Source organism: Natronorubrum tibetense GA33, assembly GCF_000383975.1.
GTDB lineage: Archaea > Halobacteriota > Halobacteria > Halobacteriales > Natrialbaceae > Natronorubrum > Natronorubrum tibetense.
This window is the reverse complement of sequence record NZ_KB913017.1, coordinates 1,296,790-1,318,670: the sequence shown is the minus strand read 5'-3', so window position 1 is coordinate 1,318,670 and position 21,881 is coordinate 1,296,790. Positions and strand designations below refer to the sequence as shown.

The 21,881-nt window shown below is 61.2% G+C and carries 13 protein-coding genes; 3 read left to right on the top strand and 10 right to left on the bottom strand.

Annotated elements, in window-relative coordinates; genetic code table 11:
- From NATTI_RS0106915 to NATTI_RS0106905, 3 genes are read left to right on the top strand one after another with little or no spacing between them, the layout of a single operon-like run.
- Nucleotides 1-732 carry a hypothetical protein gene (locus NATTI_RS0106915; protein WP_006088664.1) on the top strand — a complete coding sequence of 244 codons (732 nt, stop codon included), beginning with the start codon at nt 1-3 and terminating at the stop codon, nt 730-732.
- Entirely contained in the window at nt 725-2,455 is a 1,731-nt protein-coding gene (locus NATTI_RS0106910; RefSeq protein WP_006088663.1) for an ATP-binding protein, read from the top strand. Before NATTI_RS0106915 ends, NATTI_RS0106910 begins: the two co-directional genes overlap by 8 nt.
- Nucleotides 2,445-5,420, top strand: a complete 2,976-nt coding sequence (locus NATTI_RS0106905; RefSeq protein ID WP_006088662.1) for a hypothetical protein — start codon at nt 2,445-2,447, stop codon at nt 5,418-5,420. The genes NATTI_RS0106910 and NATTI_RS0106905 overlap by 11 nt, the downstream gene beginning before the upstream one ends.
- Before the next feature lie 186 nt (nt 5,421-5,606).
- Here the strand turns inward: NATTI_RS0106905 and NATTI_RS0106900 are convergent, their stop codons facing one another.
- The 10 genes from NATTI_RS0106900 to NATTI_RS0106855 form a co-directional block, all read right to left on the bottom strand.
- On the bottom strand, nt 5,607-7,934 hold the full coding sequence (locus NATTI_RS0106900) for a hypothetical protein (protein WP_241434271.1): 2,328 nt from the start codon (nt 7,932-7,934) through the stop codon (nt 5,607-5,609).
- A gap of 4 nt (nt 7,935-7,938) precedes the next feature.
- Entirely contained in the window at nt 7,939-8,952 is a 1,014-nt protein-coding gene (locus NATTI_RS0106895; protein ID WP_006088660.1) for a hypothetical protein, read from the bottom strand.
- Between the two features lie 4 nt (nt 8,953-8,956).
- Complete coding sequence (locus NATTI_RS24960) at nt 8,957-11,845, bottom strand: hypothetical protein (RefSeq protein ID WP_019991699.1); 2,889 nt, start codon at nt 11,843-11,845, stop codon at nt 8,957-8,959.
- 9 nt (nt 11,846-11,854) lie between these two features.
- Entirely contained in the window at nt 11,855-13,081 is a 1,227-nt protein-coding gene (locus NATTI_RS0106885; RefSeq protein WP_006088657.1) for an FtsZ/tubulin family protein, read from the bottom strand.
- A gap of 3 nt (nt 13,082-13,084) precedes the next feature.
- Nucleotides 13,085-15,172 (bottom strand): carboxypeptidase-like regulatory domain-containing protein, encoded by a 2,088-nt coding sequence (locus NATTI_RS0106880; protein WP_006088656.1) that lies wholly within the window; start codon nt 15,170-15,172, stop codon nt 13,085-13,087.
- Complete coding sequence (locus NATTI_RS0106875) at nt 15,169-16,194, bottom strand: hypothetical protein (protein ID WP_152423927.1); 1,026 nt, start codon at nt 16,192-16,194, stop codon at nt 15,169-15,171. Before NATTI_RS0106875 ends, NATTI_RS0106880 begins: the two co-directional genes overlap by 4 nt.
- Nucleotides 16,191-16,463: a hypothetical protein gene (locus NATTI_RS0106870; RefSeq protein ID WP_019991697.1), complete on the bottom strand. Its 273-nt coding sequence runs from the start codon at nt 16,461-16,463 to the stop codon at nt 16,191-16,193. Before NATTI_RS0106870 ends, NATTI_RS0106875 begins: the two co-directional genes overlap by 4 nt.
- Nucleotides 16,460-17,749 (bottom strand): FtsZ/tubulin family protein, encoded by a 1,290-nt coding sequence (locus tag NATTI_RS0106865; RefSeq protein WP_006088653.1) that lies wholly within the window; start codon nt 17,747-17,749, stop codon nt 16,460-16,462. Before NATTI_RS0106865 ends, NATTI_RS0106870 begins: the two co-directional genes overlap by 4 nt.
- 248 nt (nt 17,750-17,997) lie before the next feature.
- Nucleotides 17,998-19,974: a hypothetical protein gene (locus tag NATTI_RS0106860; protein WP_006088652.1), complete on the bottom strand. Its 1,977-nt coding sequence runs from the start codon at nt 19,972-19,974 to the stop codon at nt 17,998-18,000.
- A 299-nt stretch (nt 19,975-20,273) separates the two neighbouring features.
- Entirely contained in the window at nt 20,274-21,866 is a 1,593-nt protein-coding gene (locus NATTI_RS0106855) for an FtsZ/tubulin family protein (RefSeq protein WP_006088651.1), read from the bottom strand.
- Between the last annotated feature and the right edge of the window lie 15 nt (nt 21,867-21,881).

The window sequence follows — 21,881 nt, the reverse complement described above, 5'->3', positions numbered from 1 at the left end:
ATGCGCGCAGACTCGTTGCTACAGGGGGTTCGCCGGGTCGACGAACAGGGGGACCGACTTCTCGCCGTGCGAACGTTCTCGGATACCGACCCCTCTCGGCGGATCGACGAGACGATAGACGTACTTCTCGACCTCGCTGAACTGTTGCGCGCCGGGGCACCGTTCCCGCCGCGGACCGAGGGCGATCCGAGTCGTAGTGGCGGGACGGACACCGAACGAAAATCGCTCGAGTACCGTCCTGATGGCGGTTTTCAGGGCGGGGGAGCGACCGATACTCACTCGCGACGGGACGACCTCGTTCGTCGGGTGCTCGAAACAAGCTACGAGCGAGGGTCGGCGCCGATCGAACTGTTCGATTCGGAGACTGTCGATCGGGTTACGACCGACGACCGACTCGAGACCGTCGACTCGTGGGTGATCGTTCCGCTCTCGTCGATCGCACCGTACGCGGATAACTGGCATCCGGTCATCGAGACGCTTCTCGAGCACCTCGACGAAATCCTCGAGGATTTCAGGCGGGTCGAACGCCGCGTTCGAGTCGCCGAAAGCGATCGGGCACTGCGGGCCGACTGTGGTACGGTCGTCGAGATGCTCGAGACGTTGGTATTCGTTATTCGTCGTGCCGTCGCAGATTCCAGATACGTTCACAGGCGGACCGACCAGCGCCAGGCTGAACTGTTATCCACGATCGAACGGGCCACGACACAGTTAGGGAGCGATCACAATGCTTAATCTGACGCCAATACTGAAACGAGATCAGCCGACGTCCCGCATCAAAATCGGAGCCAAAAAAGTCGGACCGAACACCGACATGGTCGAGATCCGTCACAACGACCGCCGGGCGTTTTTCTACGTCGAACCGATCGACGATACGATCGTCGACGGAATCGGAAACAAGGTCCGGATGCACCGGAATGTAAAGACCGTGTTCGGGGGGATCGATCGTGGTAAGGACTTTCTCGTCGATCCCGACGCGGCCAAACGTGACGTCGTCGAGTGCTCCTCGGCGAAGATCCATACGAGCGAACTCGCTCCGGACGAACTCGAACCGTTCCTTCGCGAGAACAACTATCTGCTTCACCCGATGGAGGAAGTCGTGCCAAAAGGTGACAGCTTAACGACGTTCGAGGTCGCTTCGCTGGAGCCGTCGGATTACAACACGTTGCGGGTAACCCCTAATACTGACCTCGAGTTCATCGATGCCGGCGAACTCCGAGAACTGCGGGCTACCAGAAACGCAGCGAGCCGCGGCGGTCCCGCGGGCCGCGGTGAAGAGGGGGCCAGCGATGACGAAGCGGTCCAGGTTTCTCTCGAGCCGAAGAAACCGACCGTCAGCTTCGAAGAGGACGTGGCGGGGCTCCCGACAGTCAAGCGAACCGCAGAGAATCTGCTGGCGCTGTTCGATCCCGACGTCCGGGACGAGGTCGTCGACCGCTACGGCGACGAGTTCGCCTCCCGGGGGAACAGCATGTTACTCTACGGGCCGCCGGGGTGTGGAAAGACACTGATCTCGGAGGCGATCGCCTACGAGGCGAAGTACAACTCGAACATCGAGGACAGCTACGGCGAAGTTAAATTCCTAGAGATCAAAGGAAGCGACGTCCTCTCGAAGTACTCCGGCGAATCCGAGAAACGCGTCGAAGCGATCTTCGAGAAAGCTCACGGGATCGCCCAGGAGGGGTTCGCCGTCCTCTTTTTCGACGAGGTCGATACCTTAATTCCCGATCGCGGGGACGACTCGCTGCAACGGCACGAGCGCTCGCTGACCAACGCCTTCTTACAGGAGATGAACGAGATCGAAGACAACCTGCTCGTGATCGGGGCGACGAACATGCCGTTCACCATCGATCCGGCAGCCACTCGACGATTTCCGATCCAGCAGTTCATCCCCCAACCCGACAAAGAGGTGATGGCCGAGGTCTGGCGCAAGCATCTCTCGTCGATGACCGGCACGGACGACATCGGATACGATCGACTCGGTTCGGCCTCGGAGGGATACACACCGGCGGAGATCGCCGACCGCGTTCTCGGCAGCGAACTGCAGCGGGAGTTCGTCGAGAGCGTGTATCTCTCCGACCGGGAGCCGATCGACCCCGATACCGACTACTTCCTCGAGCGACTCGAGGGGACTGAACCCAAGACGATCCGCCAGTACGTCGCGAGTGTTCGAACGAAGATCGACGACCTCGAAGGCTACCCCGAACTCCGTCGATACGTCGAGGAACAGGCCGACCGACTGGGAATGCAACTCGGCAACGGCCCGTCGTCACTCGAACAACTGTTCGGCGGCGATTCGACAGCGGCTGGCGACGACGGTCCAGCCAGTTATGGGCCGGAGGATTCATCCGGAAATGGATCGGAGCCGACTAGCCGTCACGCGGGCCAAGAGGAGCCTGTAACTGGTCGCCGCAGTGACGGTGATAGCGCTCACGGTGGTGACCCAGATGGCCAGTAGTTATCAATCGATCACGTCGTTCGAGAGCGGTCGCGTCGAGGCCGTCGGTATCGGTGAGTCGGTTATCGCGATCGGAATCGACGACCACCTCGAGATCGTGACAGAGACACAACTGGACGGGATCAGCCACGGTGACCGTATCGTCGACGTCGCCGTTGCCGACCGAATACTCGTCCTCTCGCAGGGCGACCTGACTGCATACTCGCGCGATGGAAACCAAATCTGGCAGCGGCCGATCGAGGATGCGCACGCGATCGCTGCAACCGTCGACGGCGACTGCTGTGGCATCCTCGGACCGGATCGATTCCGCGCTATCGACGTTCCGACCGGTCAGGACCGGTTCGACGTGGAGCGGACGCGCCCTGGCGGTCCCGACGATACGCTCGTCGCCGTGCCGTCCGGCTTTCTGATCGCCACCTGGTCGTTTCTCACCGCGGTCTCGAGCGGTGGCGAAATCGAATTCGACCGAGACCTCGCGGCCGTTATCAGAAGCGTCGGATACTGTGAGGATGTCGTCGTCGCAGCCCTCCAGAACGATCGTCTGGTCGGACTCGACGTACCGAGTGGGGACTCACGGTGGGACACCGATCTCGAGACGACCCACGTGTCGCCGGCCGGTCAGACATCGGTGCTGGCGGATACGGCTACCGGGATTCAAGCGATCAGTTCTGATGGATCGACGGACCCCGTCACCGATCTCTCGAGTGGCGACGTTTACGCGGCAACCGATGGATCGGTTGCCTGTACGATTCGCGACGGAACGGTCTCGACGTACGCTCTCCGTCGAGAACAGGTCCAAATTGCGGTCACGACTGATTTCGTCGAGGTCGGTGAAACGATCGATATCGAGGTTACGAATCCGTCGGATCGCGAGCGAGCGCTCACTCTCGACGTCGATGTCTCGGCGTGTACGTTGTCACCGAACGAGCGTCCGGTCTCCGTCGGCCCGGGCGAAACGACGTCGGTCGCGTTTCCAGTCACGTCAGTCCAGTCGACTGGACGAGCCGAGGTCGACGTTGCTATCGAGGGCTCGGTGGTCCAGCAGGAATCGATCTCGGTCGAGGATACCGCGACCGAGATTCCGAGCGTTGCGATCGGACTCGAGCCGACGGTGATCGAGGATGGAGTCGCCGAACTGACGCTTACCGTCGACAACGTCGGTGACGGGGCGCTCGACTCGGTACGGGTTCTCGAGACCGGTTCGGGAACCGATCTGCGAGCCGGCGAACAGTGGACGACGACGGTTACGCGGCCGTACGAACCCGAACGACGCGTAACTGCCGGGATCGAGGTCTCGGTCGGCGACCGATCTCGGGAACACGCGCCGACGTGTACGCTCCCGTCGCCGCCGGCTATCGATATCGAATCGAACGGTGACGCGCTACACGCGACTGTCACGGGTTCTGACAGCGTCACAATCGTCGACCAGCTCGTGATCGAACTTCCCGGTGCTGGTCGGGTTCGAACGCCGGTAACCATCGCGGACGACGACGTGATACTCGTCGTTCCACAGTACGAGTCGGGCACCGCTCGAATCGGGTTTAATTCGATCGATGTCGCCGAGCAGGCGTCCGTTCGCGGATCGGGGCTGTTTACGACATCCGCCGGGCCCGCCGGGCCGACCGGTGACCGTCGCGACCGCAGTAGCGTCGGTGGTGTGGACCGAACCGGCTCGACCGATCGTCTCGAACCGGAGGACGAGCGAACTACGGCTGCCACTGCGGCTGGAAACCGGTCTGAACCGCCAGACACGCCGACCTCGACCCCGACGGACGACAACCCCGATACCGACGCTCCTTCGGAGACCCGTTCGACGGTCGATGTGGGTGACGCCGTATCGTCCAAACCAGCGGAAAACGAGTCCGCTGAACCTGACTCGAACGCGTTCGAGGGCAGTCAGCCGTCGACCGCGTCGCCTTCGACTGGCGGCTCGATCACTGCAACGCGAGAGATCGACGGTGACGCTCCGGCCGTCGGCCACGTCGTCCGCGATCGGATTTCCGTCCAGAACGGCGGTGACTCCGAGAACGCGGTCACGGTCGTTGCCGATGACGAACGCATCGATCTCGGACCGCTGGAACCGGGCGCGACTGTCGCACTCTCGCGGGCCGTCGCCGTCGGTTCGAGTGACGAACTCGTGTTGCCGTCAGCGACGATCGAGGTAAACGGAACCGTTGTCGATCGAATCCCCGAACGCACGCTCGAGGTCGCTGGGGACGGGATCGACGTTAGAGCGGCTGTCGACCCGACGGACGGAACAGTCGGTCTGGAACTCGAGAACCACCGTCCGCGAGGCTGCCAGCTTCTCGGGCTCGTGGTCGGAGACCACCAGGAGTCAGTCGGGAAGCGACTCGAGGCCGGCGGTCTTTCTACGCTGACGATACCGACGGATAGTACACCGTCGAACGCTGATGCACTCGAGGTATCGATCGCGGTTCGAGACGACGATGGGTCCGAGGAGACGATCGACGCGCTTGCGGCCGTCTCACCGATTGATCGTCCGTCCGAGGCCGACTCGGAAGCGGACACGAGCGAGGTGTTACTCGGGTGCGAGATCGGTTCGGAGACCCGGGCCGCTGGCGAGTACGGATCCGTCGTCCTCGTCTTCGAAAATCAGAGCGATCGCGCGGTATCGAACGTGTCGGTGGACGCGACGGGTGACCCGATCAACGAGACGTTTTATTCGCCGGCCCACCGAGAGCTGTTAGAGGCTGGCGACTGGATCGAGCACTTCGTCGACCTGCGCCCGGACGTGGACGAACCGACGTTCGATGCCGCGGTTCGCTACACGGTCGACGACACCGAACAGGAGTACAGCGTTCGAGCGTCTGGGCCGGCCGTCGACGAGGAGGCGAACTGGTCCGACGAGCACCTGTCGGCGTGGTCGATCGATCGCCTCGAGGGATCGTCCGGGACCGGTCCGGAATTACCACCGTCACTCTCGACGTCGTTTCGAACGCGGTAAGCGTCGCCTCGTGGACCGAATCGTGTCGACGACGCTGTTCGTCGGTCGCAAGTCGGATTCCCCCAACGACTGAAGTCGTTGGCTCCCTCCTTGCATTTCTGCGAACGATGCTCAACAGCATTCGAGCAACAGTCCGTTTGTACTCTCTTTCCACTCGAAAACGGAGCCCGCGACGGTGTCCCGAGGTTACAACAGGAAATCGCCGCTGACTGACTCGCGAGTGTCCTGGACGTAGACGTACATTCTCCTCGCAGTTCGGATGACGATTCCGACCGTGACCAGTCCGTAGATGCCGGTCGCGACAACGAGTGACAGTTGGGCGGTTCCGAGGGTCGCGAGGCGCTCGTCGCGTTCGGAGGCCACCGAATCGGCGCGACTCGTCTCGCCCGCGTCGTTGAGGGCTGCCGTCGCCGCCTCGTACTGATCGCGGAGCTCCTCACTCTGCCGGGTGACCGCGTCGTAGTTCGCGGGGTTCAACAGTAGGGGCTGTCCGGCAACCGTCACGAACTGGTCGTCCTCCATCGCCGTCCACGTTTCCTCGGCCTCTTGAGCTGCAGTTTCCCCCTCCGAAACAGACTCGCTGTAGGCCTCGAATGCCTCGTCGGCGTCGTCTTGGTGTTCGTCGGCACGGTCTTCGTCTCCCTGAAGCAGCGCGATGCGCGACAGCTCTCGATGAATCGTCGCCGCTTCGAGGAGAGAGCGTTCGCCCGACTCGAGGCGCTCTTCGTAGTGGGCGTCTTGGGTATCGGTCAACTCCTCGAGATCGGTTTCCGCCTCCGCGAGGACGGCTTCGCTGTCCGAGCGATACTCTGCGCTTTCGAACTGCTCTGCGTAGAGCGCCATGGTGTTGTACGCGGCCGCAGCCTGAACGACTTCGCGTTGGGCGTCGTCGTGCTCGCCGTTCTCTATCAGCTCGGTGGCGTCAGCCATCGATTCGAGGTACAGCGTCGATGAACTCCCGAAGCTCAGGACCAGCGAGACGTCGCCCGCGTCTGCTGTTTCCATCTCGTCGTCCATCGCGTCGACGATCTCGAGCGTGTCCGATGCGACCGTTCCGTCGTGGTTCGAGAGGTCGTTCCGAATCGGATCGAGGTCCAGCGGAACCGGCGACGCGATGACCGTTATCGTCTCCGATTCGACATCGTCCCCCTCGACCTCGTACTGCCACTCGTAGTCGGTTCCAAGATCGGCTTCGGTATCGAACTCGAGTTCGAATACGGCTTGGCTCGCGTCGCCGGCCTCGAGCTCCGTCGGCGACTCTTCGAGTTCGAGCCAGCTATCGGGTCCCTCGTCCAGCGTGATCTCGAGGTTGGACACGTCGTAGTAACCGAGTTCTTCACCGATCTCGGTAGCAACCTGTTCGCTCTCCCCGATCGGCACATCTCCTATCGAAACGGTGTGCTCGACGCCGAGTTCGGCCTCGTGACTGATCTCGAGGTCCTCGTCGTACGTTTCGTCGTCGATGTCGAAGTCTTCGGCGCTCGCCGACATGGAGAAGTCGTACTCGCCCTCCTCGAGATCGGTGTCGGCGGTCACGGTCACCTCGACGGTTTCGCTCGACTGGCCTTCGATCTCGTCCGGAAGATCTCCCACGGTGATCGAGAGTCCCGCTTCGGACGACGATGCCGACACGTCGGAGGGCTCGAGCGGGAGATCTCCGTCGTTGGTGAGATCGAACTCGAACGTCTGTGTGAGCTCGTCGTTTTGGTCGCGCGGCTCGTCGAAGACGAACTCGGGGTGTGGCCGAATGCCGGCGGCGTCGAGTTCGATCTCGCCGTACTCGGCGGGATAGATCACTCGAGCTTCGACGTCGACTTCGCGGGTCGCCTGCGTGCTTTGGTCGGAGAGTTCGACCGTCCACTCAAGCGTTTCGTGCTGGTCGACGCTGTCATCGACGGTAACCTCCCACTGAGCGGTGTCCTCGCCACCGGGCGTCGTCTCGATCGACCCCTCACCAAAGCCGCTTCCATCCATATCGGTGAGCGAGAGATCACCGTCGAAGTCGTCGTTGACCACTTCCCAGTCGACGCCGTCGAGTCCCTGATCACCGCCGACTTCTTCGACGACGATCTCGCCGGACTCGGTTTCGCCGACCAACGCGTCACCGAGATCCAGCGAATCGTCATCGATCTCGGCGAGCGGCGGGTTATCCACGGTGACGTCGAAGGAGAACGCCACACCGTCGACATCACCCTCGACCGTTCCGCTGTCCGCGTCGGCGGCGACGGTAATCGTCAACTCTGCGGTATCCGAGTCGCCAGCCTCGATTTCTCCGGGGTCGGTGGAATCGACATCTATGCCCGACGGAGTCTCTGTTATTCTCACACTGGGGCTAACCGTTCCATCTTCTCCGTCGGTACTGATCGTGATCTCATTCGTCGTCGTCTCCTCGTTGGAGTCGGGTGCAACGGTTACGCTCCCCTCGTCGACGGTCACATCGGAGACCTGAGCCGCCTGCCCGACCGGAAGCATCGCTAATCCGAACACGGCCACGACGACTGCCAATACTACCACTCGTTTAGACATCGTTCTCACCTGCCGTCACGACGGAACCGATCTGTGCCCTGTCGTACGTCCGTCGCCAGCTGAAGATCCGGCTGACGACGATCGCTCCGAACAGTCCCACGACGGTCCCGTATCCGATCAGCACCGCACTCGAGGCGAGCGCGAGCGAGAGCCGTGCGTCGCCGACGTCGCTGCCGGCCGCAGCAAGCGCTTCCTCGCGCTCCTCGAGCCCGTGTGTCGCCGCCTCGTCTTCTGCATCGCCGAGCGTGGCGCTTACGTCCAGGGCGCTCCGATAGTTTTCGAACGTCTCGAGCGGATTCGTGCTTCCGACGAGGGCCGCCTGGAACTCGGTACAGTCGGCACACGTCTCGAGGAACGACTCGCTGTCGGATTCGGCGGTCTCGATCTCCTCGAGTGCACCGTCGTACTCGGCCGTCAGTTGTTCGGCCTGCAGGTTGAACTCCGCCGATTCCTCGGGCATGTTTGCTCGTTCGTACGCTGTCGCGGTCATCGAGAGCAGATCGATCCGCTCCGGCGTTCGCTCGGCAGCTTCCACGTCGTCGTGGAGTCCGTCGCCGAGTGTCTCGTAGAAACGAGTCAAGGCGAGATCGGCAAGCGTCGCTTGTGTCTGTTCGTGCGTTTCGAGCTCCGATATCGCTTCGCCGGTCTCCTCGGCCGCTCCGAGACTCTCTTCGTAAGACCCGTCTTCGGCCTCGGTGTACGCACGCTCGAACGCCGTCATCGTTGCGAGGACGGCCGCGAGTTCGTCGCGTTCGTCGTCGTCGAGCGTCCCGGTCTCTTGGGTCTGTGAGACGGCGTACGTACGAATCGTTTCGAGTTCGTCGTACTCCTCGTAGGCGTCGACACCCTCCATCGCACGGAACGTCTCGAAGTATTCGTTCGCCGTTTCGGGGTCGTCGCCATCGGCAGCGGTGACGCTGGCGCCGAACAGCGGAATCGTCACCAGCGTCGCAACGACGACGGCGATGACGATCAGCGTCAGCCGAGTCGTGTGTGTGTCGGTCATCTACTTAGAACACCGTCCGTGAGAGTCGTTCGGTGAGTGCATCGTGTTCGAACAGCTGTTCGACCGCGTCGAGGAGGAGCAAGGACGTGTAGCCGATCACGATCGCGTCCCCCCCGCGGTCGGTCTCACCAATTAGGTCCCAGGCGCACTGGTGCATCTCTTGTGCGGGTGCGATCTCCGAGACCTCCCGGCGTTGCGCTTCGATCCGCGTTCCTACCTCCTTGTAGCGCTCTTTGACCGCTTTGCGCTGCGTTCCCGGATCGGACTCGAGGCGCTCGAGGAGTTCCGACAGCGAATGTTCCCCGCTCCAGTCGATTCTGGGATCGGGCATATCCGCACAGGCCGCGAAGAGGTCGGCGTTCCGTTTGGTCGTCATCGCCTCGTTGATCGCCTCGGTCGTCCGCGACGCGGAGTCGAGAATTGCGTTTGCAACCACATCCGGCTCGTCGTCGAACGCCACGAAGTGGTGGCCCGCGTTGGGCATCGACTCGACCGTCTCGAGCATCGATTCGATGACCGAGCCGTAGTATTTCGGGATGCTCGTGTCCCGTCCTGAGTAGCTGGAAAGCGATCGAACATCCTGCCGGATTTCGTCGATCCGTTCCCGCTGCCTCCGCGAGAGCGACCAGGTGAACCGCGTCTCGAGCGTTGCACTCGCCGTCCCGTCCGTCGCAACTGTCAGACTGCTGTCGGCTCCGTCGAACGGACTCGTCGGTCCGGTCGAAATCGAGGATTCGACGCGATAGTTGCCGATCATGACCCCATCGACCGTGGCGACGCCATCGGCTCCCGTCGTCACGGTCGTTCCCGCCGATCGTTGCTGCAGGTACTGTTCGGTACGTGCTGGCGTGAGCTGGAGCCTCGTCGCCCCGGTTCGAACGCCGTCGATCTGGGAGATAAGCTTGACGCGTCCGGTTTGGGCCGTGAGCGTGAGCCGCTTGTCCGAACGCTTTCCGAACTCGACTGTCATCGTCTCAGGTCGGTACTTTTCGTGCTCGACCGAGACATCGATGCTTGAGGCGTCGTCCGAGGGTGACAGAGTCGCCGTTCCGGCGGTATCCGTCTCGACAGTCTCGTCGTCAGTTGTGATCGACGCGCCGGGAATCGGATCCCCGCGCTGATCCGTGACGGTGATCGTCGACGAGAACGGGATCGTGAGTGTCGCACTCGAGCGTCGACCGGTGATGGTGACGGGATTGGATGTCTGTGAACCGTGTTTGGCGGCGAGTTCCCAGGTTCCGCGCTCCGGTATCGTTATCGCGCCTGTTCCATCGGTAACCGTCTCGGCTCCGTTGATATCTTCGTTGGCCGCGCTCCGATAGTATACCGTCGTCTGTCCCTGGAGGGGTTGATTGCCGTCGGTGACGGTCACGGTTGCCGAAAACGCGGGACTACTGCCCGCGATTCGCGGACCGAGCACGGCGTAGGTTGTCGGGACGAGAGCGATTCCGAGCACGCCCCCAGCGATGAGGCCGTACGTGCTCGGTTCGGTCGATTCTAGCGGCCAGAACCCGGTCGTTTGGAGCCAGAGGACCGAAATGACGATCGTCAGCACGACCCCGAATCCGAGAACGGTAGCGACCCCGAGTCTCTTTCGGGTCGGGTAGCCACCGATTCGCGTTCCGATGATTCCGACCACGACGCCGAACACGAGCGGAAGGCCGATCGCGATTCCGTACCAGATGTAGTCGAGAACGCTGCTGAAAGTTCCCTCATTTTCCGTTTCGCTCTCACTCTTGTCGAGCTCGACCGACGCGATGCCGGCACTGGTTGCGAGCAGCAAGTCGTCGTCTGCCGTCACGGTTTCGTTGCCGAGGTCGAGCCGGCCGTTCTCGTCGATAGCGCCGTCGACGTCGAACTGCCGCGTGTCGTTCGACGCGAGCACCGCGTTGCTTACGTCCAGTCCAGCGACGCCCTGTTCGAACTCGAGCGTCGAGTCGTCGACGATCGTCGCGTTCAATTCGATCGGATCGATCGCGGTTGCGTCGTCGATCTCGAACTGGAGTTCGTCCCCGTCCGTCTCGCTTACTTCGACGGAAAGGTCGTCGCCGAGAGAGAGCGTCGAGAGCGCGAGCGTTCCCGGCTCGGATGGTTCGTCGGTCGCTACGTACCGTCCGTCGGCGTCTTCTGCGTCGATATCGTACTCCCGATCGGTCTCGAGGAGCGGGTGCCAGACGACGAGTTGATCGTCGACGGATCGCAGTTCCGGCCCGAGTGATCGGTGGCCCTCCGTTACCGTCCCTCCGTTTTCGTAGATATCGATGGTGAACTCGTCGGTTGCGGAGACGTGGTCTACGAACTCATCATGGTCGATCGCGAGCTGTGTCCCACCGTTCCGAATCGTCCCGTCGATGGTGTCTCCGGATTCGTCGGCGGCGATCTGGACGGTCTCGTTGCCGACGAGTCCGCCGGTTCCGTCGTCGGCCAGTGCAATTCGGACCTCGCCGTCCGCGATCCAGACTGGGACCGTCTCGTCGAACGTCGCGTAGTGGAGCCCGACGATCTCGTTGCGGGGGACGGTCTCTGGCTCGTCGTCGGCAAGCGTCACCGTTACCGTGACGTTCGCCGCCGTCAGCGACTCGTTTCCGATCGGTTCGTCCGGATCCGTCAGGTCGACGTCGATGTCGCCCGTCTCACCGCTCGCGTTCTCCGTGTAGGTGATCCCTGCTGGCTCGTTCACCTCGACGATCAACTCGTCCGGGTCTCCGTCGATGCCCGATAGATCGACCGAGAGATTGTGTCCATCGCGCTCGAGTGATCCATCGTCTTCGCCTGCGACGGCGCCGGCGAAGAGCGTGCCGGCGAGTGCGAGCGCGACAACGAGGGTGAGTGCGAGCAGGAGACGGCTCGTCGGTTGTCGGTGGCCGTCTGCGGTGACTTCGTGTGCGTTCATCCTCGACGATCACTCCGCGTTCTTTGCCACGTACGAATCGAGGTTGTCGACGATCCGATCGAGTTCCGCTCGAGAGAGGTCACCACTTCCGCCACCGTGTCCGGTGAGGCTGTCACCGAGCATCTCGAAGTCATCCCACGAGTGCTCGAGCAGCGGGTTGAGGTCGAACCCGCCGAGCAACAACAGGACGTCGACGTCGGAGCCACGGCCCTGCTTCGGCGTGAGGGTGGCCTGGCCGGCCACGTTGATCTCGTGTTTTCCCGTCCACTCGCGGAACGCGCCGTACACGTCGGGTTCGGTGATCTCCCCGTTCTCGATCATTCGTTCGGGCGCACGCACGATGGCGTAAGCGGCCGCCGTCGTCCCGACGTCCATCGGAATATACGCGTTCTCCGTCGCCTTGTCGAACATGTACTCGAGTTCGTACACGTCGCCGTTGAGATCGGTCGCGACTGCCGGCGTAAAGTGGTAGGCGTCCATCTGAGACGGAAGCGTCACGTAGTCTTTGACGTCGATGACGCTTCGCGTCTCGCGTCCGGCACCGATCATCAGATCGACCGCCGTAATGATCGCTTCGTTGATCGAATCGTACTCGCGACCGGTCCCACTCTCTTGCTCGTCGAGATGTGAGTTCGATGCGAGCAACACCATGTCGGCGTTCTGCTCACCGTCTTCGGTCCGAAGCAGTCGAGAGAGGCCACAAACCGCGTTGAAGTGCCGCTGTGGCTGCTCGTAGTAGTGCGGCCAGACGCCGAAGGCAGTGTGGATGACGCTGTCCATCCAGTTTTCGAACACGTTGTCGTCGTCCAGATCGTGGAGTCCGTTTTTGAATTGATCGACGACGTACGGGATCGAGCCGTTCCCAGTTCCGCCGCCGAGGGTAACGGCGTGCATGAACGCGTCAGTCGAACTGAAGTCCTTGATCCGGCTGACGATCCGGCCGAGGTCCTCCTGTGCACAGGCTTCGCCGTTCGGGAAGAAGTTTCCCGCGCCCTGCTGTGACCCGAACTCCAGGGCGTGTGACTCCATGACCTCTTCGCTGTTTTGACCGGCCCTCAACTCCCCCTTCATCCGATCGATCGTGTTTCGGAGATCGGCCCGATTCGTGTTCATCACCAGAATCCGATCGTCGATTCCTGGGTTTTCGCTTCGGTCGAAAAACTGTGACGCGATGCGCCCGCCACCCTCTCCCGAGGCGATGACGCTCCATCTCGTAAACGTATCCGATTGTGCCATTTGTCAGTGTACCTCGATCGCCGTTTCGGTCGCCGTCACGCGGTGTTCGCTGTCGATTCCCTCGATCACGTCTCGAATAACCGGACCGGGAACCGGTGCCGAAAGGAAGTTCTGCTCGAGTTCGTCGAACGCGAGTCGATCGCCGGACTCGACGTTGTACCGGAGGACGTTGGTCAGTTCCCGCTCGAGTTGGTCCCGATCGTAGACGACGACCGCCTCGCCGTCTCGACACACGTCGTAGCTGGTTTGATCTGCCCACACCGCCAGCACGCACGGTGCGTACGACGACCGTACGGGGAGATCGGTCGCCGTCGAGACGTAGCCTTCGTCCTCGAATAGCGTCTCGAGCCGGGGACGTACCTCCGGAAGGATCGCTTCGATATCCGTCTCGACGTCCGCACAAACCTGTTCGCGAAGGCTTTGCTCGGTAAACTCGATGCTCGTCGTCGTCTCCTCCTCGAGACGGATCTCGCGCTCGACGCGGCCGAACATCTCGTCGCCGGGATCGGCTGAGAGCGTGTAGGTTCCGGCCGGAACGTCGGTGATGGTGGCCGTTCCGGCGATTCGCGTCTCGATCGTCACCGTCTCCGTGTACCCGCTGTCGGTTAGTTCGATCGTCGCCGTCCGGGTTTCTCCGCCTCGATCGTACGTGATATCGATCGTCAGTTCGTGCGTCTCCACGGTTCCCCGCCTGAGAAGAGGAGTATCCGGATCGAACTCCACTGAGTCGTTTCGACGGAAGTAGAGCCCGAGGAACTGATCGGCATGTCGAACCGGTAACGCGTCACCCGTCACCTCCCCGTGTTGCTCGAGTTCCGTCTCGATCGTTTCGGCGACATCGTCGTAGGCATCGATGACGGCTGCTTTCGTACTCGCAGTGTCCAGCGCGTCACGTAACTCCGCTGCAATCGTCGCCCACCGTTCGGTAAACTCGCCGAAGTCGTCGATCTCGTTGATCTCGTCGACGAACTGTTCGTCGACGACTGCGGGCTCCGTGTAGTAGCCCGACGGGAGGTCCGCGTTTCGAAGCGTTCGTACGTCTGCTGCGAGTTCGCGCTCCATCGTCGCGATCATGTCGACGCAGGTTCGACGGAGCTCCGACCGTGGACGGCTCAGTTCCGTGAGATCGAGTGCCGAATCCATTCCGTCGACGGTCGATTCGATCCGAGAGACGTCGTCGAGATAGTCTGCGTCGACGTGTTCGGCAACGTCCGCCTCCGTGACTGCGGCAGTGAGTGCCAACACGGCGTCTCGTTCCATCTCGAACGAACCGGCGAACTCGTCTCGGAGCCGGTCCTGTGCGGCAAGAATTGAGTCGGCGGCCGACTCGAACTCGTATCGGTCGACCGCCTCGCTAGCCGACTCGAGGTCCCGCTCGACCGCCTCACTGTCGTCCGGCCGAGTCTCGCCACGCCCCATCTCGCGGACGGTTTCGATGGCCGTCTCGATCGTCTCGACTGCGTCCTCCCGAGCACTGTCGATTGCGTCCCGAAACTCCGGAATCGGCGCGTCGTCTACGGGACGCTGCAGCCGTCGATCGAACTGGACGAGGGTGGCCTCATCGAGTCGCTCGAGGGTTGTTTCGATTCGTGAGAGCTCCTCCTCTCCGAACTCTCGCAACGACGCATCGACGGTCGTCTCGAGATTGTCGACCTCCGTAGAAAGCTGTTCGAACGCCGGTAGATCGGCGTTGTTGACTCCCTTTCCGAGATCGTACGCGCCCGACTCGAGATCGAAATCGACGCCCTCCGCTCGGAAGTCACCGGCGACCGAGTCCAGCCGTGCGTCGATTGCGGGATTCCAGTCGGAATAAGCGTTCTGCAGTTCGTTTATCCGACGAATACACGTTTGAAACTCCTCGGCAGTCGATTGGGCACGGGTTCGAACGAACTGCTGTTCGCTCGTCCCGCTCCGTGCGATGACGCCGCGGACATACAGTGCGATTCCTGCCACGGTGATCAGGGGGATGCCCACGATCACGAACCAGGTTGCCGCCTGCGAGCCGGACCAGACGAAGACGCCGGCACTGGCCGCTGCTGCGAGGGCGACGAGGGCGCCGATGCCGAACGCGGTCTTCGCGTTCGCGTTCATCGAATCACCCCCACTAGATCCGCCCAGCCGACGAGGGCAAGCACCGCGATCCCGCCGATCACGAGGACGACGCCCACGAGAATCGGCAACAGTGCAGTGTTGCGATTGTACGTCACGTTCCGACTCAGTCGCATTTTCGACTCGACGCGCTTCGCGGCGACGAGCGGTATCGCCGCGCCCGCAAGAACCCCGGCCAGGAGCCCGCCCAGTAGCGAGCCACCCAGCGTGAGTCGAACCGTCATTTGTGGCTCGTCCCGTTCGTTCTCGACCGTCGTCCGATAGGTCTCGGTCGACTTCTCGAGCGAATCCGCGCGTTCGTGTTGCTGTGCTTCGATCGTCGCGATGGCTCCGAAAGCGCCCGTCATATTCCCATCATCCATCTCTTGGATCACGTGTTCGATAGCCGCGGTTTCCGCGCCGGTCATCCTCTCCTGGCGCTCTTCGACCGCGTTCACCGTCTCGAGTGCCTCTTCCAAATCGGGATCGTCGCTCGACTCGATGGTCTCCCGAACCGCGTCCAACTCGTCGGTTGCGTTCTCGAAATTGACAGTTGCATCGTGGTACTCTGCGACGAGTGCTTCGTACTCTCCGTCGGGATCGGCAGGTTCGCCGCCCTCGCCGAACGTCGCCGGCGTAGGGACCTCGACGACGAGTCCGTCGGGTTCGTCTTCGAATTCGTCAACTTCAGCGTAGTCTGCAAAGTCGAACGTCGGCGTTTTCCCGGTAATTTCGACGGTGTAGACGCCGTTATTCCGATCTGACACGTTGAACCCCTCCGCGTTCGAGTGGTTCAACCAGTCGTCTTGCGTTCTCGTCTCACCGCAGTGGGCGACCTCGAACGTCGTCTCTTCGTGTAGTGAGAGCGTTTCATTATTCGCAAGGGTCTCGTCGAACTCACTCACGATCGCCGCCTCCTCGTCGTCACAGTGTTCTGCCGTGTCTGCGACGCCAGTCCCGGTGACGACGACGAGTCCCATCGCCAGTATCACTAGGCCCACTGCGAGCTGTCTGCGCCCGATCATCGTAGTCGCCCCTGGATCTCTCTGTTCTTGTACCAGTAGGTGAGACCACTTGCAACCGCGACGCCGAGACCTGCGCCGAGAAGGAGTCCGCCGGCCGCGATGAGGAGTGGCTGGCCAGCGAGCGTCTGTGTCGTCATCGCCAGTTCGGTTGCGTCAATGGCCTGCCCGACCGACGACGTGCCAGCTGCGACGCTCGTTCCGGCAGCCACACTGACTGTCAGGACGAACGCGAGCACGCCAGTCACGATCCGCACCCGCCCGCGTCTCATGCGAGCAGTTCCTCCGTCTCTTCCTCGTAGGCGTCGGCCGCCGATTCGATCTCCTCGAGGCGATCGATATCCTCGCGACGGTAGGTCAGGACGCTCGTCACCGAGACGAGGTTCCGATCGCTGAGTGCGACGCCGAGGTTGACTTCTCCCAACTGAGAACTCCCCTCGAGGAACTCTTTCACCGTTCCCGTCTCGACGCTGTGTGGACCAGCACCCAGCCTCGAGCTAGGTGCTCTGATCAACGCGATGGCCTTCTGTGCGTCGCCGATATCGGCGTTCGCGAGTGATTGTTTCGACACTGAGAGTCTGGAAATCGCCGCGCTGTCGATCGCGCGCTTACCGACGACCGGTAACAGATAGCCCGCCAATGATCTGGTCATGGTTACCGACCGGCCGATCGCACCGTATCCCGGCTTCGCCTCGTCGGTGCCGACACCGAACGACAGCGACGTGAGGAGGTCTCGAACGTCGATGTCCGGTGTGTCGATCCCATCGACCTCGCTCGCGTCGACGCTATTCAGCATCGGTCCTGCAACCATATCGTGAATCGCCGTGGCGACGTACTCGTTGTACTTTCCGAACTCGCCACCTGCCGAATCGAGGTAGGAGAGGCGCTGATTATCGACGAGGATGACGCCGTCGACTTCGTCTTCGAGGCGGTCCAGACCGTACCGTGTGTTCCACGCCTGCCGGCCTGCACTAGTGTCGTCGTCCCCCGTCGCTCCTCCTCGGGTGTTTGGGAGCACTGCGACCGCGACGATTTGGGTCCGGCCATCGGTGAACTCCTTGAGTTGACGGGCGAGGTGCGGACCGATTCCACAGCCCGTTCCGCCGCCGAGTCCGAGAAAGAGAAACGCAAACTGAATCGTGTCGCTCCCACTCGGATCGATCTCTCCAGCGTCCTCGTCGCTCTCTTCGTCGAGGTCCGACTCGAAGGCGGTACCGAACTTCTCGCCAAGAATCGTTTGGAGTTCCGACGCGTGTTCGTCCATCACCTCGTCGGCGGCAACTGGATTCCGCCCGAAGCCGCCAGTCACCATCTCTTCGAATCCCGGTTCGGTTCCCTGAACCAGTCCGTGCTGTTCTGCCACACCGTACTGATCTTCGGCGGGAACGTTCGACAGGTTCTGGAGATCACGCATCGTCGAATTGAACACCAGTGGTCGACCGAGAGTCGAGATGTCGGTCGATTCGAACAGTCCGAGCATCGAATCGTCGGTGTATTCGAAGATGGAATCGACGATCGCACCACCCGCCTGTCCCGCCCCTACGAACAGGTACGTCATTTGCGTATCAGCCAGCGGTTCTGCTTTCCGCTGAAAATAGTAATTGACTGGCACATGTATTGATAATAGACTTTCTCGAATATCACCTATTAAAGATATTGGCCCTTCCGCGTTTATCGCCCCTTCCGCGCCATTAAGGCGTAATTTGAGGAGTATATGCTGAAATATGAATGCGTACTAACAAAGAATACACGTCCGTGTCGCGTGACGGTCGACCGACTGATATCGATGCACGCCTCGAGCGGGGATCACCCACGGAGCCGGCGAAGCATGACGCTGTACTCGTTTCGCTCGTACAGCTGTTCTACGTGGCCGAGGAGGTCATCTGTAGCTGACAGGACACCGGCCGCGCGTTGGGGATGTCGTCTCTCGAGCGAGTCCGCTTCCGCGCTGAGTTCCTCCGCGAGCGACAGGAAGTGCGTCGGGATCGTATGGTTGTGATCGGCTCTGACGGAAACGTATTCGTTCTCGATGGACGCGATGCGCGCGTCGACAGTGCTGCGGAGCTGATCGGTATCGACCGACTCCGACTCGGTTTGGGACCGCGACAACCGCGGCAGAAACGTCCGATCGTAGAACGTACTCTCCTGATAGATCGCGTACAACTGCACGTCATCGACGCCACCGCGGTTGAGCATCGACTCCAACTCCCGAACTCGATCGGCGAGGTGGCGATAGACCGCTCCGTCTTCTGACTGCAGTTCATCGTCGAGCGAGTCGAGCCGCCGACGAACGTCGCGCTCGCCGATATCCGCGACAGCGGCCTGTAAATCGGCGAACTCGTCGAGCGTCTCGACCGCCGACTGCAGAGCCGACCGTCTCTGCGCTTCGGTTTGTTCGGGGTTACCGATCGTCTCAAGGAGCTGTCTGGATTGAGCCGTCTGCGGTCGGGCCGTCCGTTCGACATCGTCGACGACCGACGAAAATCCTCCCGTCGAATCTGGCGTCTCGAGTACGATATCCTCGCGTTTGAGTGCGGCTGCGAGCCGATCCAATCGATCGATGACATCCTCCGATTGGAAGGAAACGACACCGCGCTGGCTGGCATCTCGGCAGATCGAACTGGCTGCATCTCGGAGGCGGTTCTCGACAGCTTTGTGCCGTTCCAGTTCGGCTTCACGCTCCGATAGCGTTTCCTCGAGTTCGGTAACGGTGGACGCCTCCTCACCCTCGAGGAGTCGATCGAGCAGTCGTTCGACGGTGTTCGAAAGCGTGTCGTCCTGCTCGACGAGCGTTCGTTTTGCTGATTCGACCTGTGTCGTCGCTGTCGGGTCGTCGATCCGTTCGACGGTGTCCGTAACCGCTTTCGTCCGTTCGAGTCGGTCGACTACGGTCTCGAGCGTCGTCTCGAGTTGCGCTTCGTTTGCTGACGGATCGGCGAGCATGCGACATAACTCCTCGGCGAGCGGGTCACGTGGGTTCGCGTCCCTGCCGACACTGTCCGCGACTGCTGTGACGGGGTGGGGTGACGAATCGTGGCTCGAGGACTCGGTTCCTGTGTCATCGGGCGCAGAGCGGTCCGTCGAATCGTTTGCCGACGATCTTCGTGGGGGTTCCTGTTGTTCACTGCCGGCAGCGTGAGCCATCGAGCCGGTAGTATCCGGCCGTTGACGGCCGGCTCCGGGCCGCTTGAGTTTGCGGACACGCTGTCTGACGTCGGAGACGACCGAATCGACGGTATCCGTCTTGTTCGATCGGATTTTAGTCGAGTTGCCGCCGGACATCTGAATCTCGAGTTCGGTGACGTTCCCGCCCTGATGGGACTGAACTCCGGTCACTTGATCATAATAAATCTCTTCGTTCGTCCCGCCACCCTTTCCTGAGCGGGATTTCATGTTGTACGTCGCCCCTTTATTGAGGTTGATCGATGTCTCGGTCACGACGATCGTAGTGTTGAAGTACGTATCATCGGGTTCGACCAGCAGAGGGGACTGTCCAGATGTGTACGTCAGGTTGTACAGCTCACCGTCTTCGACATTGATTCCGCGTTTCGCGTTCTGTTCGGATCGACTGAGAAAGCTCTCGATATACGGCTGATAGCTGTTGTTGATCTCTACAACACCCCAATACCATGTCCCGAATCCCGCCGCGAGTCCGAGGATGAAGAACCAACCAGTGGCTTCCAGTGCCACGCCGACGATTGTACTGACGATTACGATACTGCCGATCACGAGCCACGGTGACCACCCGAGCTTCCACCGGAGCGTATTACCATCCGCTGCCATTGCACAGCGAACGCATGAGTGCAATCCGTGATTAACCTTCTGCCCTGATATGTCTCGTTTACGGATTATTCCGAGGCTAGCTCGGCTGGATGATCGAAATTCGGTCCCGTCCGATCGTTTCCCCTCTCGGCGTTGGCCGTGTTCGAGGCCGATCGAGGACGCCGACGAGACCGGTCGGTTGCTGTCGCCGCACCGTCGAGTACGTCTCGATCGACTCGAACTGTCTACTGTCAGTCGTTTTCGGTGGGGCCGTGATTCGGTCCTACGGCCTCACCGGTACGTCGTTACAGCAAACCACGTCACGCCATATTCTCTCGTCCCAGACAGGAGAACAGCGTTTCGACGTTCTCCCACGCGTCTCGAACGTTTTCGGCCTGTTGGCTGTTCCCCTCTTGCTTGAGCGTCTGGGCGTGGTTGTACATCTCCTCGAGTGACGGCATCTCTGGATTCCAGAGCGTTCCCCAGAGGTAAACGTCGTCGAGGTACGGGGTGACGAGTTGTTTGAGATGGATGTCGATCGATTCGATTCCGCTCGTTCCGCCGGCATCCAAGAACTGCTCGCCCGCGATAATATTCGAGAGCGTTCCGTCGGCGACGAACTCCGAGACTTCGGCCATCTTCTCTTCGGGACCGTAGACGAGGAAGGTTCCGCCCCACGCGGTCGTCGGATCGAACTCGGCGAGTTTGTTCTGGAACAGTGCGTTCCGGACGAGAATCTCGAGTTTCGAGCGGTCGAACGAGTTCGCGCGCGACCGCCCCAAGACGGGGGCGAGAATCACTGCCGGCGTGAACTCGTTATCCGGATCGTGCCGGTACTTGTCTTGGACGGGACGGAAACTGTCCGCAGGGTCGAACACGTCGCCCATGATGGACATCGTCGCGTCCCGATCGAGGAACTGCGGGACCGACGACATGGTAAAGGCCTCGAGAAACGCGACGAGCGGTTTGTTGATCTCCTGGTACTGTGGCGGATTATACTCGTCGAGGCGGTCGATTCGCGGACGGATATCCGCCTGCACGTTCTCGAGACGGTTGTTGTCGAACGGAATAATCGCGTCGACCGTTCGAGAGGCACGCGCGAGACCAACGATCCCGTTGACTTTTGCTCGCCCGCCGAACTCCGAGTATTCGGTCCCTTTTGATGGGATAACGATACTACTGAACAACGGTTTCGGAACGACGAAATCGTTCTCGAGAACTTGGTTGCGGATCTTCTCGGCCAGCACCGGTGTCGACCCACAGCCGGTCCCTTTCGTGACGCTGTGGACGAACATGACGGCCTGGGAGTCCTGAATCCGATCCTTTCGGAGATCCCATCGCTCCCGGAAGGGATCGGCGTCGTCTGCAAAATCCGCCTCGATGAGTTCTTTGCCGATGTCCCAGCGGTAGCCAGCGCCGGCGTAGTCGTGTTTTCCGAACCCGATGATGCTGTTCGGGAGGAGGTCGTTACGGCTGTATTCTTTCTCCTCTTGGGCGTAGTAGGTCTGTTCGAGTTCGCTAACGTTCGTGTTCAACAGCCCGTAGCCGGCGAGGCCCCCCTTCCAGATCCGCGCCCGTCGTTCGTTGTTCTCCTCGAGCGTCTCGCGTCGAAGCAACACCGCGTCGAGAATGTTGTTTCCTGCGCCGCCAACACCGATGAGGAACCATTTTTTCCCGTAGGAGTCGTCCATCAACTCGTCGCTTGGCCGGTCGTCTGGACCGTCGATCGCTGAGCCGTCCGTCACCGGTGACTCTCCGTCGGGAGCCGCTTCCTCGAGCGCGCCCGCTAACTCCGGATACACTTGTTCCACCGAGGCCGGTTCGTCACCGTGTGCGGCTCGAACGTGGTCGGTGAGCGAGTCACCTTGCCATTCAGTTGCCCGTTGCATACAGATTTTACAGATGTTGGTCATTCCGGATATCTTACC